This window comes from Achromobacter deleyi, from assembly GCF_013116765.2.
Classification (GTDB): domain Bacteria; phylum Pseudomonadota; class Gammaproteobacteria; order Burkholderiales; family Burkholderiaceae_B; genus Achromobacter; species Achromobacter deleyi_A.
The window spans coordinates 736,617-757,556 of the sequence record NZ_CP074375.1 but is presented as its reverse complement, the minus strand read 5'-3'; the positions used below and the strand labels follow the sequence as shown (position 1 = coordinate 757,556).

Genomic DNA, 20,940 nt, shown 5'->3' with positions numbered 1-20,940 from the left:
GCGCCTGCTGATCAGGCCGGCTTGTCTTCCTTGCCGGCCTCGTCTTCGGAGGCTGGCTCGGCAGCAGCGTCGGAACCTGGGCTGACCTGGGCGTCGGTGTCGGCCTCGGCCTTGACCTCTGCCCCGGCTTCCACGTCCGCGTCCGCCTCGATATCGGCGTCCACGTCCGATTCCCCGGCCACGAGGGCCTCGGCGTCATCCGTGGCGGCGCCCTTCTTCCTGCGTTCGAAAACGGCGGCAAAGAAGCCGTCGGTGCCGTGCAGGTCCGGACGCAGCTGTACGTACGGACCATCCAGCTTCAGGGTTTCGCAGCGGGCGGCCAGGATCTCGGCCGCATCCAGGCGTTCGAAATCGGGGTGGCTGGCCAGGAAGCGCTCGGCCTGCTCTTCGTTTTCTTCGGCCAGCAGGCTGCACGTGGCGTAGACCAGGCGGCCGCCCGGGGCGACGCAACGCGCGGCGCTGTTCAGGATACGTTCCTGCAGCTTGCCCAATTCGGCCAGCGACTCGGGGTGCTGACGCCATTTCAGGTCCGGATTGCGGCGCAGGGTGCCGATGCCGCTGCAAGGCGCATCGACCAGCACGCGCTGGGCCTTGCCGGCCAGGCGCTTCACGCGGGCATCGTTTTCGCTGTCGATGACGACGGGCACCACGTTCGACAGGCCGCTGCGTGCAAAGCGCGGCTTGGCGCGCGCCAGGCGGGCCGCGGAAACGTCGAAGGCGTACAGGCGGCCGGTCGAGCGCATCAGCGCACCCAGCAGCAAGGTCTTGCCGCCCGCGCCAGCGCAGAAATCGATGATCATTTCGCCGCGCCGGGGCGCGACCAACAGGGCCAGCAGCTGGCTGCCTTCGTCCTGAACTTCGATGCTGCCGTTCTCGAATTGCGGCCACCGGTTGATCGCCGGACGTCCCTCCATGCGGATGCCCCACGGCGAAAACGGCATGGCAACGGGTTCATAGCGGCCGGCGCTTTGCTGCAATTCGGTCAGCATGGCGTCCCGCTCGGTCTTCAGCGGGTTCACGCGCAGGTCCAGGCTGGCCTGGCGGTTGAGCGCTTCAACCAGGGTTTCCGGGCTGTCCATGACGCTCAGGCGCTCGTCCAGCCAATCGGGGATGCTGCCGCGCACGGCGCGGGGCAAGGTCGCCAGGTCAATATGCGATACGCGCTTGAGCCATTCGGCTTCGGCTGCGTCCATGCCGTCTTCCAGGGCTTCGGCGCCCAGGGTCGCGTTCAGGCCCAGGATGGCCAGGCGGCGCGAGGCGGGGCCGACGCCGCTTTCGCCGAACTGGCGGTAGCGGCGCAGGTGGCGCAGCACGTCGTAGACGGCTTCGGCGACTTCGGAGCGATCGCGCGCGCCCAGGTTCGGATGGTGACGCAGCCAGTGCGACAACGCGGCGTCAGCCGGATACGTCCACTGCAGGATTTCACCCAGGACGCGCTGCACCTGGTCGATGCGGATGGCCGCGTAGGACTGGCGCGGACGGTTGAATTGGGGCTTTTGCGGCGCCTGATCCCGGTCGCCGCCACGGTTTTCACGGCCCTGGCCGCTGTAGGACGGACGCGAATCCGGACGATCCTGGCCTTCGCGGCGCTCCGAGCTGTACGAACCACGTTCGCCGCCACGGTTTTCACCTTGCGGACCGCCATAGGACGGACGTGAATCCGGACGGCCCTGGCCTTCACGGCGTTCGGAACCATAGGACGCACGTTCGCCGCCACGGTTTTCGCCGCGGGGACCGCCATAGGACGGACGCGAATCCGGACGGCCCTGGCCTTCGCGGCGCTCCGAACCATAGGAAGCACGTTCGCCGCCACGGTTATCACCGCGGGGACCGCCATAGGACGGACGCGAATCCGGACGGCCCTGGCCTTCGCGGCGTTCGGAACCATAGGAAGCGCGTTCGCCGCCACGGTTTTCACCGCGGGGACCACCGTAGGAAGGACGCGAATCCGGGCGACCCTGGCCTTCACGGCGCTCCGAACCATAGGAAGCACGTTCGCCGCCACGGTTTTCACCGCGGGGACCACCGTAGGAAGGACGCGAATCCGGGCGACCCTGGCCTTCACGGCGTTCCGAACCATAGGAAGCGCGTTCGCCGCCACGGTTTTCACCGCGGGGGCCGCCGTGGGACGGACGCGAATCCGGGCGGCCCTGGCCTTCGCGGCGCTCCGGGCTGTACGAACCGCGTTCGCCGCCACGGCTTTCGCCACGATTCTCGCCACGCGGCGCGTCGAAGGACGGGCGCGGCGCAGGACGGCCCTGGCCTTCGCGGCGCTCCGGGCTGTACGAACCGCGTTCACCGCCGCGGCTTTCGCCACGGTTTTCGCCACGCGGCGCGTCGAAGGACGGGCGCGGCGCAGGACGGCCGCCGGGGCGCTCTTCGCGCACGCGCTCGCCGCGTTCACGCTGGGGCGCCTCGCGGGCGTCGCCCTTGGGGCGCGAGAAAAAGGACCGACCGTCGCGCCCTTCGGAGGCGGCCCTCGGGGTGCCTGCCGGACGGGAACGCGGAGATTGGGGTTTAGTCATGGTGTGTTCCAGTGGAGCGGAGGAGTTCCGCCCGATAAATACGATTCAGGGCCGCTCAGGCGGCCGGCGACCAGAAGAAGAGGCGTTCGGGATCGCCTTGGACATCCACGCGATGGTCGCTTGTCAGGGTAACCCGGCCTTCGGCCAGCCAGCGCACGGCAGCCGGAAAAGCCTGATGTTCCACCGCCAGCACACGATTGGCCAGCAGTTCCGGCGTGTCGCCCGCCAGGACCGGCACGCAGCCCTGGGCAATGATGGGGCCGTGATCCAGGACCGGGGTAACGAAATGCACGGTGCAGCCATGCACGCGCACGCCCGTCGCCAAGGCCTGCGCATGGGTATGCAGCCCGGGAAATGCGGGCAGCAGCGACGGATGGATATTGACCAGCCGGCCGGCATAGTGATTGACGAAGCCAGGGGTCAGGACGCGCATGAAGCCGGCCAGGATGACGTAGTCGGGCTCATAGCGATCGATTTCAGCGGCCAGCGCCGTATCGAAGGCTTCACGGCTGGCATAGTCCTTGTGATAGAGAGCCGCGGCGGGAATGCCCTGCCCGGCCGCCCAGTCCAGCCCCCCGGCGTCGGGACGGCTGGCGATGACGGCGGCGATTTCGGCCGGCCAGCCCTCATTGCGGCAGGCCTCGGCCAGCGCCTGCATGTTGCTGCCCCGCCCCGAGATCAGGATGACGAGGCGGCGCTTGGTAGAAGAAATTTCCGGCAAGATAAAGAATTCCAAGGGAAATCGGGTCCGTCCAACGCCGGAACCGGGCGCGCAAAAACGGCCAGCGCGCGCGGCGGAGATGGGATTAGAACAAACCCGGAATCCAAAATTGTAAACTCTCGCTCGTGAAACCATCGCTGCGCATCTACCGATCCCTGCCCCCGCCCGACCACCGCGCCCCTTGCGCGCTGACGATCGGCAATTTCGACGGCGTCCATCGCGGACACCAGGCCATGCTTGCACGCGTCTGCCAGGTGGCCCGCGAGCGCGGGCTGACGCCCGCCGTCATGACCTTCGAACCGCACCCGCGGGAATATTTCGCCACTCTGAATCACCGCCCCGAGCTGGCGCCCACCCGGATTTCCGGGCTGCGCGACAAGCTGGCCGCGCTGGCGCGCTACGGCATCTCGCAAGTCGTGGTGGAGCGGTTCAACGCCCGCCTGGCCGAAATGTCGGCCAACGCCTTCATCGAAAAGCTGCTGGTGCAGGGTCTGCAGGCCAAATGGCTGCTGGTGGGCGAGGACTTCCGCTTCGGGCACAAGCGCAGTGGCGATATCGATCTGCTGCGCGAAGCCGGCATGCGCCACGGCTTCGAAGTCCAGACGCTGGCCGACGTGACCGACCGGCAAGGCCACCGGATCTCCAGCTCGGAGGTGCGCACCGCGCTGGCGGTGGGCGACCTGGAACGCGCTCGCCATCTGCTGGGGCATCCCTACCATATCAGCGGCCATGTCATCCACGGCCAGAAGCTGGGCCGCACGCTGGGCTTTCCCACCATGAATCTGCGGGTGGCCGAGAGATGCGCCGCGCGGTCGGGCATCTACATCGTCCAGGTCTATGGCCTGGCGGATCGCGCCCTGCCCGCCGTGGCGAGCCTGGGCGTGCGCCCCACGGTCGAAGACCGCGGCCGCGTGCTGCTCGAGGCGCACCTGCTGGACGAGACCGTCAACGCATACGGTAAACTCGTACGCGTCGAATTCCTGCAAAAGCTGCGGGACGAAGAAAAATTTCCTGACCTCCCTTCCCTGACTGCCGCCATCGCCGAAGACGCGCGAAACGCGCGCGCCTATTTTGCCGTTCATGGACTATAAAAAGACCCTCAACCTGCCCGATACCCCCTTCCCCATGCGGGGCGACCTTGCCAAGCGCGAGCCCGCCTGGATTTCGCAGTGGGAGGAAAACCACGTCTACCAGGCGATCCGTGCGGCCAGCCGCGGCCGGCCGCGTTTCGTGCTGCATGACGGCCCGCCCTACGCGAACGGCGACATCCACATCGGCCACGCGGTCAACAAGATCCTGAAGGACATCATCGTCAAGAGCCGCAACATGGCTGGCTATGACGCGCATTACGTGCCGGGCTGGGATTGCCACGGCATGCCGATCGAGATCCAGATCGAAAAGAAGTACGGCAAGCACCTGCCCGTGGCGGAAGTGCAGTCCAAGGCCCGCGCCTACGCGCTGGAGCAGATCGACCGCCAGCGCAAGGATTTCAAGCGCCTGGGCGTGCTGGGCGAGTGGGATCGTCCCTACATGACGATGAACTTCAGCAATGAAGCCGACGAGATCCGCGCCCTGGGCCGCATCCTGGACAAGGGTTACGTGTTCCGCGGCCTGAAGCCCGTGAACTGGTGCTTCGACTGTGGTTCGGCGCTGGCCGAAGCCGAAGTCGAATACGCCGACCGCGTCGACCCCGCCGTGGACGTCGCCTTCCCGTTTGCCGAACACGCCAGGCTGGCGCAGGCCTTTGGCCTGAAATCGGTGGACGACGGCGCCATCGTGATCTGGACGACCACGCCCTGGACCATCCCGTCCAACCAGGCGCTGAACGTGCATCCCGAGATCGAATACGCGCTGGTGCGCGTGTCGCCGGCGCCCAAGTTCGGCCCGCTGCTGCTGGTCGCCAAGGAACGCGTCGAAGCCTGCCTGAAGTCCTGGAACCTGGAAGGCGAGATCATCGCCACGGCTCCCGGCGAAGCGCTGTCGGGCATCGAATTCCGCCATCCGCTGGCGCAATTCGACGCCGCCTATGACCGCAAGGCGCCCGCCTACCTGGGCGACTACGTCACCGCCGACTCCGGCACCGGCGTGGTGCATTCGGCCCCGGCCTACGGTATCGAAGACTTTGTGTCGTGCAAGGAGCACGGCATGAAGGACACCGACTTCATCAGCCCCGTGATGGGCGACGGCAAGTACGTGGACAGCCTGGCGCTGTTCGGCGGCCTGTCCATCTGGGACGCGAATCCCAAGATCGTCGAGGCGCTGACGCAAGCCGGCGCGCTGATGCACGTTGAAAAGCACAAGCACAGCTACATGCACTGCTGGCGCCACAAGACGCCGATCATCTACCGCGCCACCAGCCAATGGTTCGCGGGCATGGACGTGGCCCCCAAGGACGGCGGCCCGACCCTGCGCGAATCGGCGCTGGCCGGCATCGACGCCACCGCCTTCTTCCCGGCGTGGGGCCGCGCGCGCCTGCACGCCATGATCGCCAACCGTCCGGACTGGACCCTCTCGCGCCAGCGCCAGTGGGGCGTGCCGATGGCCTTCTTCGTGCACAAGGAAACCGGCGAGCTGCATCCGCGTACCTCCGAATTGCTGGAGCAGATCGCGCAACGCGTCGAGCAAGGCGGCATCGAGGCCTGGCAGGCGCTGGAGCCCCGCGACCTGCTGGGCGATGAAGCCGACATGTACGAAAAGAACCGCGACACGCTCGACGTGTGGTTCGATTCGGGCAGCACGCACGCAACGGTGCTGGGCGGCAAGGACGGCGATTTCGCCGGCTCGCACGGCGCCGAACTCGCCTGGCCCGCCGATCTGTACCTGGAAGGCTCGGACCAGCATCGCGGCTGGTTCCATTCGTCCCTGCTGACCGGCTGCATGCTGTATGGCCAGCCGCCCTACAAGGCGCTGCTGACCCACGGCTTCGTGGTCGACGGCCAGGGCCGCAAGATGAGCAAGTCGGTGGGCAACGTGATCGCCCCCCAAAAGGTGTCCGACTCGCTGGGCGCGGAAATCCTGCGCCTGTGGGTGGCTTCCACCGATTACTCCGGCGAACTGTCCATCTCCGACGAGATCCTGAAGCGCGTGGTGGAAGGTTACCGCCGCATCCGCAACACGTTGCGCTTCCTGCTGGCCAATCTGGCGGACTTCGACGCGGTGTCGCAAGCGGTGCCCTACGGCGACCTGTTCGAGATCGACCGCTACGCGCTGGCCATGACGGCGCAGATGCAATCCGAAGTGCAGGCCAGCTACGAGCGCTACGACTTCCATCCGGCGGTCTCGCGCCTGCAGACTTTCTGCTCGGAAGACCTGGGCGCGTTCTACCTGGACATCCTGAAGGACCGCCTGTACACGTCGGCCCAGGACAGCCTGGCCCGCCGCTCGGCGCAGACGGCGCTCCTGGACATCACGCAGACGCTGCTCAAGCTGATGGCTCCGATCCTGTCGTTCACGGCCGAAGAAGCCTGGAAGGAACTGGTCGGATCGGCGCTGAAGAACCAGGCCGACGCGGCCCGCACGACGATCTTCACCGAGGTCTATCACGCGCTGCCGCCGTTTGGCGACGCCGACGCGCTGACGGCCAAGTGGACGCGCCTGCGCGCCATCCGCGCCGAAGTCCAGCGCAAGCTGGAAGAAGTGCGCACGGCAGGCGACATCGGCTCTTCGCTGCAGGCCGAAGTGGACCTGTACGCCAATGGCGAAGACCAGCAGCTGCTGGCCAGCCTGGGCGACGACCTGCGCTTCGTCCTGATCGTCTCGCGCGCCACGGTGCACGCGGGCGAAGGTGAAACCCGCATCGAAGTCACGCCGTCGACGCACAAGAAGTGCGAACGCTGCTGGCACTGGCGCCTGGATGTGGGCCAGAACGCGGATAACCCCGAGATCTGCGGCCGTTGCGTGTCCAACCTGTTCGGTTCGGGCGAAGCCCGCGACAAGGCTTGAACATGGCCCGCCCCTCCGCACCCGGAGCGACGGGCTCCGCCCCCGCCAGCGCCGCGCCGGCGCGCGTGGGGCGCTGGCTGGCCCTGGCGCTGCTGATCATCGTGCTGGACCAGCTGACCAAGCTCTACTTCAACACGGCGTTCCAGTACGGCGAGCGGCTCAACGTGCTGCCGTTCTTCGACTTCACGCTGGTGTACAACCGGGGGGCCGCTTTCAGCTTCCTGGCGTCCGAGGAAGGCTGGCAGCGCTGGCTGTTCACCGGCCTGGGCTGCGTGGCGGCGGTGGTGATCATCTGGATGCTGCGGCGCACTCATGGCCAGCCCCGATTCAGCCTGGCGCTGACGCTGATCCTGGGCGGCGCCATCGGCAACGTCATCGACCGCGTGGTGTATGGCCACGTGGTGGACTTTCTGCTGTTCTATTGGAACGACTGGCAGTTCCCCGCCTTCAACCTGGCGGACGTGGGCATCTCCTGCGGCGCCGTGCTGCTGGTGCTGGACGAACTGCTGCGCGCCCGCAAGCCGCAGGCCTGACGACGCCACGGGCCGGGGCGCAACGTTCCGGTCCGCTTTTGCCGCGCTTGAGACCCCCTGAATGCATGGCGAACGGCGCGATACCGCAATGCAGAATAAAATCATCCTCCATTCCTCGTTTTCACGGCGCTGAACCCGCCGCCCCACCCTCATGCTCGATCTCGCCCGCAAACGCATCGTCCTCGGTCTGACCGGGGGCATCGCCTGCTACAAAATCGCCGAGCTGGTGCGGCGCATGACCGAACAAGGCGCCACCGTGGACGTGGTGATGACCGAGGCGGCCACGCACTTCATCACTCCCGTCACCATGCAGGCCCTTTCCGGCCGCCCGGTGTTCGTGGACGCCTGGGATGCGCGCGTGCCCAACAACATGGCGCACATCGATCTCACGCGCGGCGCGGACGCCGTGCTGATCGCGCCCGCCAGCGCCGACTTCATGGCCAAGCTGGCGCACGGCATGGCCGACGACCTGCTGTCCACGCTGTGCCTGGCGCGCGCCTGTCCCCTGCTGGTGGCGCCCGCCATGAACCGCGAGATGTGGGCCAACCCGGCCACGCAGCGCAATGTCGAGCAACTGCGCGCCGACGGCATCAGCGTCCTGGGCCCCTCGGCCGGCGAACAGGCTTGCGGTGAAACCGGCGATGGCCGGATGCTGGAAGCCCATGAGCTGCTGACCGACCTGATCGCGTTCTTCCAGCCCAAGCTGCTGGCCGGCCGCCATGTGCTGCTGACCGCCGGCCCCACCTCCGAACCGGTAGACCCGGTGCGGGTGCTGAGCAACCGCTCGTCGGGCAAGACGGGTTATGCCCTGGCGCGCGCCGCCCGCGAGGCCGGCGCCCGCGTCACGCTGATCACCGGCGCCACCTTCCTGCCCATTCCGCGCGGCGTGACGGCCTTGTCCGTCACCACCGCGCGCCAGATGCATGACGCCGTGATGGCCAGCGCCGCCGACGCCGATATCTTCATCGCCGTGGCCGCCGTGGCCGACTGGCGCGTGAAGAACGTCAGCACGCAGAAACTGAAGAAAACCAGCGAAGGCGGCGGCGCGCCCCTGATGGAATTCGAGCCCAATCCGGACATCCTGGCCGAAGTGGCCAAGCTCGAAAACGGGCCGTGGTGCGTGGGCTTCGCGGCCGAAACCGAGAAGCTGGCCGAACACGCCGAAGCCAAGCGCGCGCGCAAAGGCATCCCGCTGCTGGTGGGCAACCTGGCGCACAAGGTCATGGATGCGGACACCACCGAACTCGTGTTGTTCGACGCGCAAGGCGCGCACCCGCTGCCCGCCGGCGACAAGCTGGATGCGGCGCGCCGCCTGATCGCGGAAATCGCGGCACGCATGCCTTCGTAAGGCCGGCACGAAAAAAAACGCCAGATCCGACCGGACCTGGCGTTTTTCTTTTGCGGCGGCGATAAACCGCCGCGCGGCTTACTGCTCCAGGCTGATGTTCGCGGCCTTGACGATATCGGCCCACTGCTTGCGGTCGTTTTCCAGGAACTGGCCGAACTTCTCGGGCGTCATGCCGGTAACGGGCTCCGAGCCCAGGCCCGCCATTTTCTCGATGAGCGCAGGCTGCTTGAGCACGTCTTGCAAAGCTGCGTAGTACGCGGCCAGCACGTCGGCGGGCAGGCCGGCCGGGGCGAACACGCCCTGCCAGGTCGGCATGTCAAAACCCTTCAGGCCCTGCTCGTCCAGCGTCGGCACGTTGGGCAATTGCGGGGAACGCTTGAGCGATGCCACTGCAATGGCCTTGACCTTGCCTTGCGCGGCCAGCGGCGCCGCGGTGGAGATGTTGTCCATCGTCATCGCGATATGGCCGCCAAGCAGGTCGGTGATGACGGGCGCCGCGCCGCGGTAGGCGGCATGCGGCACCTTCACGCCCAGCTTGTACAGCATGGTCTCGGCGATCAGGTGGTTGGAGATGCCCACGCCGGCGGTGCCGTAGGTGGCGGTCGGCGTCTTCTGGAAGTACTCCTTCAGTTCCGCCAGGTTGCTGGCCGGCACGTCCTTGTTCACGATGACCACGTTGGGCTGCACGGCGGCCAGCGTGATGGGCGTGAAGTCCGCGGGCTTGTAGGTCGTGCCCTTGGGATTCAGGACATGGGTGATGGCCATGGAGCCGGCCGCGGCGATGCCGATGGTGTAACCGTCGGCGGGCGACTGGCTCAGGCGGTACGCCATGATGTTGCCACCGGCGCCGGCCAGGTTTTCAACGACCACCGGCTGACCCAGGCGCTGGGACAGCGGCTCGGCCAGCAGGCGGGCCAGCGTATCGGCCGAGCCGCCCGGCGCGAAGCCGACCAGCAGGCGCACGGGTTTGGTGGGTTTCCACGCGTCGGCGGCAAGCGCCGGCGTGGCCGTCAGCGCGGTGACGGCGAACAGTGCGCCAGCGGCGCGGTGCAGGGTACGGCTGAACATGACAAGACACTCCCAACAATTGATTGACGAAGACAGCTTCGTCTCCTCTCGCCGCTCGCCCGGACCGGCCGCAGGATTGATGCATGCGGCCGGGGCTTCGGGATTGCTTCCGGCGGCGTTATTCCAATATTTGCGCAAGCGACTGTGCAACCATGCGGTTGGACAGCAGCACCGGGCGCCCCGATGCCCGGGCCACGGCCTGGCGCATGCGTTCGGCATAGCCCATGCAGTGCATAACGATCAGGTCGCAGGACGCCAGCTCGCGGCCGGCGTTTTCGAAATTGCGCAGGGCCTGCTCCGCGTCCGCCTCGTAGGGCGAGGCATGCACGACCTGGGTTTCACACTCCAGCGGCACCACCATGTGAAAGGCATCGACCTGCGCGGCCAGCGGGACCACCAGCCCCACCTTGCGGCAGTGCTGCGCCAATCCCGCGACCAGATGGTCCACGACCTGCTGCGGCTCGACCACCAGCGTGCGCATCGGCGCGATCGCGGTTCCGGTGCACAAAGGCACCAGCACGTCGTAGCCCGCGGCATCGGCCTGGCGCATCACCTGCGCCAATCGCGCCTCGGCGGCGGCCGCGTCCAGCTCGATCTGCGCGCCGTCGCGCATGCGCGTGGCAAAGCGATATTCACCGGACCTGGGCGCCAGGGCGGCAAGCGCCGCCGCATCCAGGTCATCCAGCGCGCCGAACTCGTCGATGCGCACATGCGCGCCCAGCAGCGGCGCCATCTCGGGCACCACGTCGCTGCGCGGCGATTGCCCGATGGTGAAGAACGCCACGCGACGCGGCGTCGGCGCGCTCATGCCACCGCTCCGTCTTCGCGGCCCACGGTCTGCAGGTGCGCCATCGAACCGTAGCGGGCCTGCAGCGCGCTCCATTCGGCGTCATCGAAGAAGCCCATGGTGCGCTGGCCGAACAGCTTGGCGATCTCGATGCAGAAGCGCATGGCGACATCGGCGTCCACCGCGTTCGTGACGCCGGTGGCGCAGCCCGGCACGGTGGTCTGCGCCGTCAGCGCCACGCCGACCACGGGCGCGTCCGTGACGATGGTGGGCTGCATCAGCGAATTCACGTGCCAGAGGCCGTTTTCGTAGGGCGTGATGTCCTGCGTGGTCAGGGGCAGCGTCACCGGCAATTCGCCGCTGACCCAGCCCATCACGTCCAGCATGGTTTCGGGAATGCGCAGCAGGTAGCCTTGCTTGGCGACGGGCGTCAGCGCCACGCCGCGCTTGTTGACGAGGCGATTGCCGCGCGTCGTGTCGACGGAGAGAATCGCGTCCATGCGCGGATCGACTTCGTGGGACATCATTTCGCGCATGGGGAATGGCGAACGCATCATCGGCACCGGATGATGCGGCCGCGTGCCGGCGCGCGGGCAGATGTGCGTGCGGATGCGTACCGTGCCGGGCAGGATGTCGCCCTGCCGGGCCATGGCCATCAGCTTGAGCGCGGCGGCGATGGCCACCACCGCGCCGTCGCTGTCGGACACCAGGCCCGTCACCGCGGGGCGGGCGCCGATGCCGCCCAGGCGGCCGACGATTCCCAATTGCGGCGCCGATTCGTCCGCGCCAGGGATGACGATGGACAGGAAGTCCGTGGCGGCGCCGTCGCGCTCCAGCCGGGTCACTTCAACTTCGCAATTGCCGGCGTCGCCCAGAATCCTCGCCACCGCTTCGCCCGTGACATGCGCGGACGACAGCAGCTCGATGGTATCGATTACGTGCTTCATGCCGGAATCTCCAGCGGGCCGGGGCGGAACACGCGCGGTTCCTCACGGCCCAGGAACAGCGGCGCGTCATGCGGGCCGACCAGCGCGACCTGGTCGCCGCGCACGCGCAGCGCGGCGCCTTCGGGCAGGCCGAGCACCGGCATGGCGGGATTCAGCGTGCAGAACTCCGCCAGGCGCTGGGCGCGCGTTTCACCGCGGTGTCCCGGCGGATGGGCATTGGTGTAGTGCGGATTGATCTGGAAGGACAACAGGCCCAGCGCGTCGAAGCCTTCCGGGTCCGTGATGGGCATGTCGTTGGTCGTGCAGATGCTCGGGCAAGTCAGGTTGGAACCGGCGCTCCAGCCCAGGTAGGCCGCGCCCTGGCGCACGCGGCGCGCGACGACGTCGAGCAGGCCCTGGCGACGCAGGTGGCCCAGCAGGTTGAACGTGTTGCCGCCGCCGACAATGATGACTGCGGCGCCTTCGAGCGCGGCGACCGGATCCTGGGCGCTGTGCAGGCCCTGGATGTCCAGCCCCGTGTCGGCCAGCGCCGACGCTACCAGCGCGGTGTAGTCGTCCCAGTTGCGGGTCACGCCGGCGTACGGCACGAAGACGGCCGGGGCGCCCTGCGGCAGGGACTCGATCAGTTCCTGGATGTCGGGCATGGCGTGGACCAGATAGCCGGCGTCGCTGCTGGAATTGCTGAGGAGCAAGAGATTCATGGAGAGGATTTCCGTAGGAGGATTTTCAGGAGGCGCGCCGACGTGGACGCATCCGCGGATCTGGGGAATTCAGTTCAGCCAATAGGGGTCGTTCAGTTCGCGGCCCAACGCCGCCACCTGCTGCAGCACGGATTCGCGCAAGCGCGCCACGCGGGCGGCATCGGCCTGGAAGGATACGAACGACAGGCACAGGCCGCGCAGCTCGCCGGTGGCCGGATCGCGCACCGCCGCGGCGACCGCGCCGATACCCGGCATGGCCTGGTCGATCGCGACGCCGCAATGGTCCGCGCGGGTCTGTGCCACCAAGCTGGCCAGGTCGCCGACGGTGGCGGGGCAATCGCGCCCTTCCATCGGCAAGGACTGCGAGGCGTCCGCGCCGTACAGCGCCTGGAACTCGGCGTCGGTCAGCCGCGACAACAGCGCCCGCCCCATAGCCGTGCCCGATGCGGCGCGGCGCGACCCCGGCGGCGACAGCACCTGGACCGGATGAGAGCCGTTCAGCCGTTGCAGCACGACGGTTTCGCGTTGATTCAGGGTGGAGAGATAGGCGGTGAGTCCGCTGTCGTCGGACAGGCGGACCAGCACGGCGCGGCATGCCTCGTCCAGCGGCGTGGCCGCCATGCCGGCGCGCACGGCCTGCGCCAGCAGTGTTCCGGGACGATAGCGGCGCGTGGCCGAGTCCTGGTCGAGCATGCCGTAGTTCTGCATCTGATTCAGCAGGCGCGATGCGGTGCTCTTGGGCATGGCCAGGCGCGCCGCGACTTCGGTGAAGCTCAGCTCCGCCGCGCCTTCCGCGTACAGCGAAAGCACACGTTGAACGCCGTCTAGAATACTCATGCTTGTTCCATAAAACGGAACCAAAGTTCCTTATTAGCGAACAAGAATAATGCAAGCAGTGGAAACAGGTCAATATGCGCAAACCATAAGAAAGGCCCCCGGATCGCGGGGGCCTTGCGGGACTGCGGTGAAATATCGGGCTATTTCGTCGTCAGTTGGGACCATTGCGCCAGCGGCAGCGGCGGCTGCTCGTGAAGGATGCGGGCCAGCACCAGCTTCAGCTCGGTCCAGCCTCCGCGATGGCTGGGCCAGACGGACGGCGTGACCGGCTTCCAGCTGCCATCGGCGGCACGCTCGGCCATCTTGAAACGGAAGGTGTAGTGCCCGGCCATGCCCATGCGCAGGTCCGAGACAACCAGGGCATCGCCGATGGCGTCGTAGCGCAGCCAGTCGTCCGTGAACCAGCGCAGGCGCTCATGCAGCGGCACACCCGCCAGGGCCTGGCCAACGTCCGGATTGAGCGGCTGGCGCAGCCATTCCGGCGGGTCGCGGTCGAACAGGCTGCTGACCGATTCGTAGTAATGGCCGTCGGCCGTCTTGGCGATCACACGCCACACGAGGGTGTTGAACGGCATGGACACGGCCCGCAGTTCCGTGACGGCAATGCCCTGCCCCTGCATGGCCTCGCGCACGCGGTGCTCGGCCGCCATGCGCCCCGCCAGGCCAAAACCCAGATAGGCCGTACTGAAGACCAGCGCCGCCACCAGCAGGCGCCGCGCGGTGAGCGTCATGCCAAAGGCGATGGCGAACAGCACGCCCAGCAACAGCGGTCCGGTGTAGACCGGATCGATGATGAAAATGGCCGACCAGCTTTCCGGAACGGTGGCCAGCGGCCAGAACAGCTGCGTGCCGTAGACGGTGAAGGCGTCCAGGATGGGATGCGTCACCAGCACCAGCCACAAGGTGAGGAAGAGCCTGCGTCCGCTATAGGGCGCTTGCGGCCAGTATTTGCGTATCAGCCAGGTCAGCAGCAGCGCCAGCCCGGTCAGGACGAAGACCGAATGGGAGAAGCCGCGGTGGTAGGTCATGAGCGAAACCGGATCCGGGTAGCTCATCAGGACGTCCAGATCCGGCACGGTGGCCAGCGCCGCGCCGTAGATCAGCGCCCGCCTTCCCTGCACGCCCCCCAGCAGGGCTCCCTGTATGCCCGCGCCCAGCACGGCTTGTGTTACCGAATCCATAGTTCCCCGACGTTTAGCTTCATCTACATGGCCTATATAACCCGAGGCCGCGCGCGCAGGCGTTAACATACCCGATTGCGTTCAGCTAATTTTCAACTTGCGATTCATGGACCATTACATAGATCAGATCGGCCAGTTCATCGAGGCCAACCAGATGTGGGCAGGCCCGATCACTTTTCTGCTGACCCTGGGCGAATCCATGGTGCTGCTGGGCTTGTTCATCCCTGCCACCGCCTTGATGCTGCTGACCGGCGGCCTGATCGGCGCGGGCACACTCGACCCCTGGGGCATCATCGCATGGGGCATCGCGGGCGCCATCGTGGGCGACGCCCTGTCGTACTGGCTGGGCCGCTGGGCCGGGCCGGGCGTGCTGCGCCGCTGGCCGCTCAAGCAGCAGCGCACCGGCGTGGCGCGCGCCCGGCTGTTCTTCTATCGCTACGGCTTCGCGTCGGTCCTGATCGGCCGCTTCCTGGGCCCGATCCGCTCCACCATTCCCACCGTCGCCGGCGTGATGGGCATGGCACATGGACGTTTCCAATTGGCCAATGTCAGTTCGGCGATTCTCTGGATGCCGCTGATGCTGGCGCCGGGGTATGTCACCGCGCGTAGCCTGGGCGCGGCGGAAAACGCGCAGCAGATCGCCATGATGATCGGCGCGGGGTTCTCGGTGCTGCTAGGATGCGGGCTATTGCTTGCCATGATGCGCAAACGCCGCCAGCCGGCGCGGCGCCGCGGCAACTGAACCCGGAGATGAGCATGGCCATAGATTCGGAGCCGAAGAACGGCGATTTCGCGCGCTACATCGAGAACCTGACGCGCGCCGGCGGCGCCACGCCCGGCCAGGTTTCGGGTCAGCGCGAAGCGTCCCGCCGGGCGTCCGCGCCCGTCGCGGCGCCCGTGCCAACCGCCACGTCCGAATCGCTGTCCACCGCCCCCTGGGGCAAGGCGGCGCCGCCGCCCATGCAATCCATGCCTGGCGTTTCCGTGCCGGGGCAGGAAGACGCCGGCGCGGTCTCCATGGCCCGGCGCGCCCGGCAACGCAAGATCGGCATCGTCCTGACGATCGGCGGGATGCTGGCCGGTTGGGCTGCCGTGCGCATCGCCTTTGAAGCGATGCGGCACTCGGACTACAACCTGGATACGCTGATGCCCGCCATCTTCCTGGCGTTGTTCGCATTCATGCTGTTCAAGGCGGGCAGCGGCGCGCGCAATCCGCGCAAGTCGCGCCTGGAAACGTTGCCGCCGCTCAAGCCCTCGTCCCACCGCAAGGACGCCAGTTGAGCCGTGGGCCGGGCGGGCAATGGTGCTAACATTTCCGCCCCAGTCGCAAAGACCCCTCAAGAACCCCGGAGTGAAAGTGAATAACGTTGTCGGATTGAACCAGGGCCAGGCGGCCACGATGCTGAAGTTGCAGGGCCACTTGAACAGCATGATCAATCCGGACTGGGTCAACGGCGGAGCCCGCTTCCTGCGCGCCGCCTTTGTGGAATCCGCCGAGGCGCTGGAGCACTACGGCTGGAAGTGGTGGAAAAAGCAGACCATCGATCTGCCCCAGGTGCAGATGGAACTGGTGGACATCCTGCATTTCTACCTGTCGCACACGATCGTTCAGGCCGGCGGCGATGTCGACGCCGCCTCCCGCGCGCTGGTGGCCGATCTGGCCTCGCCCGCCACGGTCGTGCTGGACGGCAAGAGCCATGCCCTGGACGCACTGAATGTCCCGGAATTGCTGGAACTGATCGGCGGCCTGGCGGTGTGCGGACGCGCCAGCTTCAAGGTCCTGGAACAGACCATGACCGCCTGCGAAATGAGCTGGAACGACGCCTACACGCAGTACGTGTCGAAGAACGTGCTGAACATCTTCCGCCAGCAGCATGGCTACAAGGAAGGCACCTACATCAAGATCTGGAACGGCGAGGAAGACAACGTCGTGCTGGCCCGCCTGCTGTCGCAGCAGGATCCCGCAAGAGCGGATTTCGCCGACGTCCTGCATCGCGAACTTGAAGCGGCCTACTCGCGCCTGTAATCCGCGCCAGTCCGACCACAAAAAAGCGCCGCAAATTGCGGCGCTTTTTTTTCCCGCAACGCGGCCCGCTTTACCGCTGGCCGAAGCGCGTCTCGCCGAACAGGGCTTTCTGCTCGCGTGGCTGCGAACGCCAGTACTGGCGCGGCGCATCGACCTGGCCGCCGAGCTGGGCGGCGGCATGCCAGGGCCAGCGCGGGTCATAGAGCATGCCGCGCGCCAGCGCGACCATGTCGGCCTGGCCCTGCGCCACGATGTCCTCGGCCTGCTGCGCCTCGGTGATCAGGCCCACGGCAATGGTAGGCATGCCGACGCGGCGCTTGATCTCGTCGGCAAACGGCACCTGGTAATTCGGCCCCACGGGTATCTTCTGCTGCGAGGAAACCCCGCCGCTGGAAACGTCGATGAACTCGCAGCCGCGGTCCTTCAGCGCCTGCGCGAACACCAGCGTCTGCTCCAGGTCCCATCCGCCCTCGACCCAATCGGTCGCGGACACGCGCAGGCCCAGCGCCACCGACGGCGGCGTGACTTCGCGCAAGGCCTGGAACACCTCCAGCGGGAAACGCATGCGGTTTTCAGCCGAGCCGCCGTAGGCATCGTCGCGCCGGTTCGACAGCGGCGACAGGAACTGGTGCAGCAGATAGCCGTGCGCGGCATGCAGCTCGATGGCGTCAAAGCCCAGGCGTATGGCGCGGCGGGCACTGTCGACGAATGCGTCGCGAACGCGCGCAAGACCGGCATTGTCCAGGGCGTGGGGCGCGGGCTCATGCGCGTTGTGCGGCACGGCCGACGGCGCCCAGCCCTGCCAGCCGCCTGCGCTGGCCGGCACCAGCTGGCCGCCATTCCAGGGCGCGTCGCTGGATGCCTTGCGGCCCGCGTGGCCCAGCTGGATGCCGAGCTTGATCGGCGAATAGCGGCGCACGGCGGCCACCACGCGGCCCAGCGCGGCCTCGGTTTCATCGGACCACAGGCCGAGGTCTCCCGGAGAGATGCGGCCATCGGGCTCCACCGCGGTGGCTTCCGTGAACAACAGCGCGGCGCCCGACAGCGCCAGGTGACCCAGATGGATCATGTGCCAGTCGGTGGCGCGGCCGTCTTCCGCGGAGTATTCGCACATGGGCGCGACGACGATGCGATTGGCCAGTTGTACGTTACCGACTGACGTGGGACTGAACAGATGACTCATGCGTGGGCCTCCGGGGCGTTGGACGCCACAGCATAGCGTCCGCCGAAAAAAACGGCGCCAATCCCAACGCCCCCGGCAGGGTTAAGCCTGGTTCGCGCCTATTGCCCCTCGATCACGCTGTCGAGGAACTGGCGCGTACGCTCCTCCCTGGGCTGGCTGAACAGCACCGGGGATTCCGCGTCCTCGACGATATTGCCCGCATCGAAGAACAGGGTCCGATCGGAACTGCGTTCGGCGAATTTCATTTGATGAGTGACGATGATCATCGTCATGCTGCGCCGGGCCGAGAGGTCCCGCAGGATCTGCAGGATGCCGCCGACCAGTTCCGGATCCAGCGCGGACGTCACCTCGTCGAACAGCATGATCTCCGGACACATCGCCAGCGCGCGCGCGATGCCCACGCGCTGCTTCTGGCCGCCCGACAATTGCGCGGGATAGACATCCAGCTTGTCGCCCAGGCCCACCATGTCCAGATACTCCACGGCGCGCTCGCGCGCCTGGTCGCGCGACATGCCCAGCACATGCAGCGGCGCTTCCATGGCATTGCCCAGCGCGGTCATGTGCGGGAACAGGTTGAAGTGCTGGAACACCATGCCGATCTTGCCGCGCACGCGGCGCAGGTGTTCGGAATTGGCGCCCGCAGGGCGGCCCTGCGCGTCGGTCCACATTGATTGCCCGTCGATCTCGATGTCGCCGCTGCTGGGCCGGTCCAGCGTCATCAGCACACGCAGCAAGGTGGACTTGCCCGAACCCGAAGGGCCGATCACGGCCACGGTCTGGCCGGCGGGAATCTCCAGGTTGATGCCGCGCAGCACCTCCAGCTCTCCGTAACGCTTGTGCAGATTCTTGATGTTCACGCTGGCGCTCATCGCTTTCCTCCATATCGTTGCAGGCGCGTCTCCAGCCCGCGCACACCCCAGGCCGCAACCAGACTCAACGCCAGGAACAGCATGCCCACCAGGGTCAGGGGTTCGGTGTACCGGAACGTCGCGGATCCGATCATCTTGCTTTGCTGCAGCAGCTCCACCACGGTGATCGCCGACAGCAGCGGCGTGTCCTTGAACATCGCCACCAGGTAGTTGCCCAGCGCCGGCACCACGGGAGGAATCGCCTGTGGCAAGACCACGCCGACGGCCGTGCGCCAGCGCGACATGTTCAGGGCCGCGGCGGCCTCCCATTGCCCGCGCGGCACCGCCTCGATACCGGCCCGATAGACCTCGGCGCAGTACGTGGCGTAATGCACGCCGAGCGCCACGATACCGGTCATGAGCGGAGACATCCGCGCCCCCGTCAAGGGCAACACGTAGAACAGGAAGTACATCTGCACCAGCAGCGGCGTGCTGCGCACGAACTCGATCACAAAAGCCGTGGGCAGGGACACGATGCGCAGGCGGGAACGGCGCAGCATTGCCAGCACCAGCCCCAGCGTGACGGCCACCAGCATGCCAAGCACGGTGGCCTGGATCGTGATGACCAGCGCGGACCCCAGGGTGGGCAGGATTTCCAGCGCGAAAGACCAGTCGAATATCGGTGTCATCGGACTCGGACCCTCCGCTCAAGCAGGCGCACGCCCGCCGTGATCAGCAAGGCCACCGCGAAGTACATCAGCAGCATCAGGGTGAAGATCTCGGTGGTGCGCAGGGTTTCGCTGCGCAGCAGCTGGCCGCGGAATGTCAGGTCGGTGATGGTGATCAGCGACACCAGTGCGGTGTTCTTCATCAGTTCGATCAGCAGGTTGCCGGCGGGCGGCAGCATGGCCGGCACCGCCTGTGGCAGCACGAGGCGGCGCATGATCTGCCCGCGGCTCAGGTTCAGCGCCACGCCCGCTTCGCGCTGGCCGGGCGGCACCGCGCGGATGGCGCCACGCACCACTTCCGCGCCATACGCGCCGGCGTTAAGCGCCAGCACCACGATGCCGACCAGCATGGCCGGCAGCTGCAGGCCGAACAAGGGCAGCACGAAGTAGAACCAGAAAAGCTGAACCAGGGCGGATGTGCCCCGGAAAACCTCGACATAGATCGACGCCAGCCACCGGACGGGCCGCAAGGTCGACAGGCGGCCTATGCCGGACGCCAGCGCCAACGGCACCGCCAGCACCATCGCCCCCGCCATGACTTGAAGCGTGACGGCCAGCCCCTCCAGCAGGGGCGGCACAAGCTCCGCGATATGTTCCGAAATCAGCTGCATAGGCGCTCCCTACTGGCCGGCGCAGAGGTTGGCCGCGGTCACGCCCTTGGGCAGTTCCCGCTCGGTGAAGCCAAAGGGCTCCACCAGCTTCTTGTGTTCGTCGGTGCCGATGAACTTGGCCAGCTCGGCGTTGAACGCGTCGGCGAAGGCCTGGTCGTCGGTCCGGAACGCATAGGCGCCGTAGCCCCGCACGTCCTTGCCGTCGATCACCGGGTCCGTGAATGGCTCCGCCTTCTCCAGATCGCTGCCTTGCTGCGTCTTGCCCATCAGGTCGTTGATGGTCAGCGCGGTGGCGGCATAGACATCGGCGCGGCCAGCCTGCACGCCGGACAAGGCACTGACGGCGTCCGGAAACACCACCACCTGGCCAGGCGGGATCTTCACTTTTTCGGCGTAGTCGCTCTGGATCGCGCCCACCACCACGCCCAGCCTGGCGTCGGGGTTCTTGCCCACGTCTTCATAGCTGTGCAGGTTCTTCGGGTTGCCCTGCTTGACCAGGAACGCTTCGCCCACGCCATACGTCGGATCCGAGAAAGCCACCTGCTGGCAACGTCCGGGCGTGACATACATGCCCGCCGCGATGATGTCGAAGCGCTTGGCCGCCAGCCCGGGGATCAGCGAACCGAACTCGGTCAGCACGCCTTCCACTTCATTGATGCCCATGCGCTTGAGCACGATGCGCGCGATCTCCACGGATTCGCCCGTGACCTTGGCTTCCTTGCTGTCCATATACGCGAACGGCGCTTCATTGGCATAGCCGATGCGTATCTTGCCGGCGGCTTTGGCGGCTTCAAGGGTAGTGGCGCTGGCTGCCGGTGCGCCGCCCGCGGCGGGCGCCGGTTTGTCGGAACCGGAATCGGAGCAGGCGGCCAGAATGCCCAGGCTCAACGCCAACAGCAGTCGTCCGGATCGAATCAAGGTCATGTATTTTTCTCCCGTAATTATTTCTATGTG

The 20,940-nt window shown here is 66.9% G+C and carries 20 protein-coding genes; 7 read left to right on the top strand and 13 right to left on the bottom strand.

The features are described from left to right. Positions 1–11 precede the first annotated feature (11 nt). Both HLG70_RS29680 and purN read right to left on the bottom strand, forming a co-directional pair. Positions 12–1,442 carry an RsmB/NOP family class I SAM-dependent RNA methyltransferase gene (locus HLG70_RS29680; protein WP_171663995.1) on the bottom strand — a complete coding sequence of 477 codons (1,431 nt, stop codon included), beginning with the start codon at positions 1,440–1,442 and terminating at the stop codon, positions 12–14. A gap of 1,138 nt (positions 1,443–2,580) precedes the next feature. Beyond that, on the bottom strand, positions 2,581–3,237 hold the full coding sequence (gene purN, locus HLG70_RS03510) for a phosphoribosylglycinamide formyltransferase (protein ID WP_171663996.1): 657 nt from the start codon (positions 3,235–3,237) through the stop codon (positions 2,581–2,583). A gap of 134 nt (positions 3,238–3,371) precedes the next feature. Between purN and HLG70_RS03505 the strand changes: the two genes are divergently transcribed. The 4 genes from HLG70_RS03505 (at position 3,372) to coaBC (ending at position 9,069) form a co-directional block, all read left to right on the top strand. Further along, positions 3,372–4,337 carry a bifunctional riboflavin kinase/FAD synthetase gene (locus HLG70_RS03505; RefSeq protein ID WP_171663937.1) on the top strand — a complete coding sequence of 322 codons (966 nt, stop codon included), beginning with the start codon at positions 3,372–3,374 and terminating at the stop codon, positions 4,335–4,337. Continuing rightward, the gene (gene ileS, locus HLG70_RS03500; protein WP_171663938.1) at positions 4,327–7,188 is read left to right on the top strand and encodes an isoleucine--tRNA ligase; all 2,862 of its coding nucleotides are present in this window, start codon (positions 4,327–4,329) and stop codon (positions 7,186–7,188) included. Before HLG70_RS03505 ends, ileS begins: the two co-directional genes overlap by 11 nt. 2 nt (positions 7,189–7,190) lie before the next feature. Continuing rightward, entirely contained in the window at positions 7,191–7,721 is a 531-nt protein-coding gene (gene lspA / locus HLG70_RS03495; RefSeq protein ID WP_234103365.1) for a signal peptidase II, read from the top strand. 151 nt (positions 7,722–7,872) lie between these two features. Next, complete coding sequence (coaBC, locus tag HLG70_RS03490) at positions 7,873–9,069, top strand: bifunctional phosphopantothenoylcysteine decarboxylase/phosphopantothenate--cysteine ligase CoaBC (protein WP_171663939.1); 1,197 nt, start codon at positions 7,873–7,875, stop codon at positions 9,067–9,069. A gap of 78 nt (positions 9,070–9,147) precedes the next feature. On the opposite strand, the gene HLG70_RS03485 is transcribed toward coaBC, so the two are convergent. The 6 genes from HLG70_RS03485 to HLG70_RS03460 all read right to left on the bottom strand — a co-directional run bounded on the left by HLG70_RS03485 (position 9,148) and on the right by HLG70_RS03460 (position 14,590). After that, the gene (locus tag HLG70_RS03485; protein WP_171663940.1) at positions 9,148–10,137 is read right to left on the bottom strand and encodes a Bug family tripartite tricarboxylate transporter substrate binding protein; all 990 of its coding nucleotides are present in this window, start codon (positions 10,135–10,137) and stop codon (positions 9,148–9,150) included. A 118-nt stretch (positions 10,138–10,255) separates the two neighbouring features. Then, positions 10,256–10,945, bottom strand: coding sequence for an AroM family protein (locus tag HLG70_RS03480; protein ID WP_171663941.1), 690 nt, complete (start codon positions 10,943–10,945; stop codon positions 10,256–10,258). Beyond that, complete coding sequence (locus HLG70_RS03475) at positions 10,942–11,871, bottom strand: DUF1177 domain-containing protein (RefSeq protein WP_171663942.1); 930 nt, start codon at positions 11,869–11,871, stop codon at positions 10,942–10,944. Before HLG70_RS03475 ends, HLG70_RS03480 begins: the two co-directional genes overlap by 4 nt. Then, positions 11,868–12,572, bottom strand: a complete 705-nt coding sequence (gene pepE, locus HLG70_RS03470) for a dipeptidase PepE (RefSeq protein WP_171663943.1) — start codon at positions 12,570–12,572, stop codon at positions 11,868–11,870. The genes HLG70_RS03475 and pepE overlap by 4 nt, the downstream gene beginning before the upstream one ends. Before the next feature lie 69 nt (positions 12,573–12,641). Then, on the bottom strand, positions 12,642–13,409 hold the full coding sequence (locus HLG70_RS03465; RefSeq protein ID WP_171663944.1) for an IclR family transcriptional regulator: 768 nt from the start codon (positions 13,407–13,409) through the stop codon (positions 12,642–12,644). Between the two features lie 140 nt (positions 13,410–13,549). Beyond that, positions 13,550–14,590 (bottom strand): metal-dependent hydrolase, encoded by a 1,041-nt coding sequence (locus HLG70_RS03460; protein ID WP_171663945.1) that lies wholly within the window; start codon positions 14,588–14,590, stop codon positions 13,550–13,552. A 106-nt stretch (positions 14,591–14,696) separates the two neighbouring features. Here HLG70_RS03460 and HLG70_RS03455 point away from each other — a divergent pair, with 106 nt between their 5' ends. From HLG70_RS03455 to HLG70_RS03445, 3 genes are all read left to right on the top strand, one after another. Continuing rightward, positions 14,697–15,332, top strand: coding sequence for a DedA family protein (locus HLG70_RS03455; RefSeq protein WP_171663946.1), 636 nt, complete (start codon positions 14,697–14,699; stop codon positions 15,330–15,332). Positions 15,333–15,346: 14 nt separating this feature from the next. Further along, entirely contained in the window at positions 15,347–15,871 is a 525-nt protein-coding gene (locus tag HLG70_RS03450; protein WP_171663947.1) for a hypothetical protein, read from the top strand. 94 nt (positions 15,872–15,965) lie between these two features. Further along, positions 15,966–16,616, top strand: coding sequence for a dUTPase (locus HLG70_RS03445; protein ID WP_171663998.1), 651 nt, complete (start codon positions 15,966–15,968; stop codon positions 16,614–16,616). 70 nt (positions 16,617–16,686) lie between these two features. Here HLG70_RS03445 and HLG70_RS03440 read toward each other — a convergent pair whose 3' ends face one another. From HLG70_RS03440 to ehuB, 5 genes are all read right to left on the bottom strand, one after another. Next, the gene (locus HLG70_RS03440; protein WP_171663948.1) at positions 16,687–17,799 is read right to left on the bottom strand and encodes an NADH:flavin oxidoreductase/NADH oxidase; all 1,113 of its coding nucleotides are present in this window, start codon (positions 17,797–17,799) and stop codon (positions 16,687–16,689) included. 98 nt (positions 17,800–17,897) lie between these two features. Then, on the bottom strand, positions 17,898–18,668 hold the full coding sequence (gene ehuA, locus HLG70_RS03435) for an ectoine/hydroxyectoine ABC transporter ATP-binding protein EhuA (protein ID WP_171663949.1): 771 nt from the start codon (positions 18,666–18,668) through the stop codon (positions 17,898–17,900). Continuing rightward, on the bottom strand, positions 18,665–19,336 hold the full coding sequence (ehuD, locus tag HLG70_RS03430; RefSeq protein WP_171663950.1) for an ectoine/hydroxyectoine ABC transporter permease subunit EhuD: 672 nt from the start codon (positions 19,334–19,336) through the stop codon (positions 18,665–18,667). The genes ehuA and ehuD overlap by 4 nt, the downstream gene beginning before the upstream one ends. Further along, on the bottom strand, positions 19,333–19,986 hold the full coding sequence (ehuC, locus tag HLG70_RS03425) for an ectoine/hydroxyectoine ABC transporter permease subunit EhuC (protein ID WP_171663951.1): 654 nt from the start codon (positions 19,984–19,986) through the stop codon (positions 19,333–19,335). The genes ehuD and ehuC overlap by 4 nt, the downstream gene beginning before the upstream one ends. 9 nt (positions 19,987–19,995) lie before the next feature. Then, positions 19,996–20,910 carry an ectoine/hydroxyectoine ABC transporter substrate-binding protein EhuB gene (gene ehuB / locus HLG70_RS03420; RefSeq protein WP_171663952.1) on the bottom strand — a complete coding sequence of 305 codons (915 nt, stop codon included), beginning with the start codon at positions 20,908–20,910 and terminating at the stop codon, positions 19,996–19,998. Between the last annotated feature and the right edge of the window lie 30 nt (positions 20,911–20,940).

What these genes read in the sequence shown, in the direction of transcription:
- ileS (WP_171663938.1), top strand. Translation starts at nt 4,327, where the DNA reads ATGGACTATAAAAAGACCCTCAACCTGCCCGATACCCCCTTCCCCATG.
- lspA (WP_234103365.1), top strand. Translation starts at nt 7,191, where the DNA reads ATGGCCCGCCCCTCCGCACCCGGAGCGACGGGCTCCGCCCCCGCCAGC.
- coaBC (WP_171663939.1), top strand. Translation starts at nt 7,873, where the DNA reads ATGCTCGATCTCGCCCGCAAACGCATCGTCCTCGGTCTGACCGGGGGC.
- HLG70_RS03485 (WP_171663940.1), bottom strand. Translation starts at nt 10,137, where the DNA reads ATGTTCAGCCGTACCCTGCACCGCGCCGCTGGCGCACTGTTCGCCGTC.
- HLG70_RS03480 (WP_171663941.1), bottom strand. Translation starts at nt 10,945, where the DNA reads ATGAGCGCGCCGACGCCGCGTCGCGTGGCGTTCTTCACCATCGGGCAA.
- HLG70_RS03475 (WP_171663942.1), bottom strand. Translation starts at nt 11,871, where the DNA reads ATGAAGCACGTAATCGATACCATCGAGCTGCTGTCGTCCGCGCATGTC.
- pepE (WP_171663943.1), bottom strand. Translation starts at nt 12,572, where the DNA reads ATGAATCTCTTGCTCCTCAGCAATTCCAGCAGCGACGCCGGCTATCTG.
- HLG70_RS03465 (WP_171663944.1), bottom strand. Translation starts at nt 13,409, where the DNA reads ATGAGTATTCTAGACGGCGTTCAACGTGTGCTTTCGCTGTACGCGGAA.
- HLG70_RS03460 (WP_171663945.1), bottom strand. Translation starts at nt 14,590, where the DNA reads ATGGATTCGGTAACACAAGCCGTGCTGGGCGCGGGCATACAGGGAGCC.
- HLG70_RS03455 (WP_171663946.1), top strand. Translation starts at nt 14,697, where the DNA reads ATGGACCATTACATAGATCAGATCGGCCAGTTCATCGAGGCCAACCAG.
- HLG70_RS03450 (WP_171663947.1), top strand. Translation starts at nt 15,347, where the DNA reads ATGGCCATAGATTCGGAGCCGAAGAACGGCGATTTCGCGCGCTACATC.
- HLG70_RS03440 (WP_171663948.1), bottom strand. Translation starts at nt 17,799, where the DNA reads ATGAGTCATCTGTTCAGTCCCACGTCAGTCGGTAACGTACAACTGGCC.
- ehuA (WP_171663949.1), bottom strand. Translation starts at nt 18,668, where the DNA reads ATGAGCGCCAGCGTGAACATCAAGAATCTGCACAAGCGTTACGGAGAG.
- ehuD (WP_171663950.1), bottom strand. Translation starts at nt 19,336, where the DNA reads ATGACACCGATATTCGACTGGTCTTTCGCGCTGGAAATCCTGCCCACC.
- ehuC (WP_171663951.1), bottom strand. Translation starts at nt 19,986, where the DNA reads ATGCAGCTGATTTCGGAACATATCGCGGAGCTTGTGCCGCCCCTGCTG.
- ehuB (WP_171663952.1), bottom strand. Translation starts at nt 20,910, where the DNA reads ATGACCTTGATTCGATCCGGACGACTGCTGTTGGCGTTGAGCCTGGGC.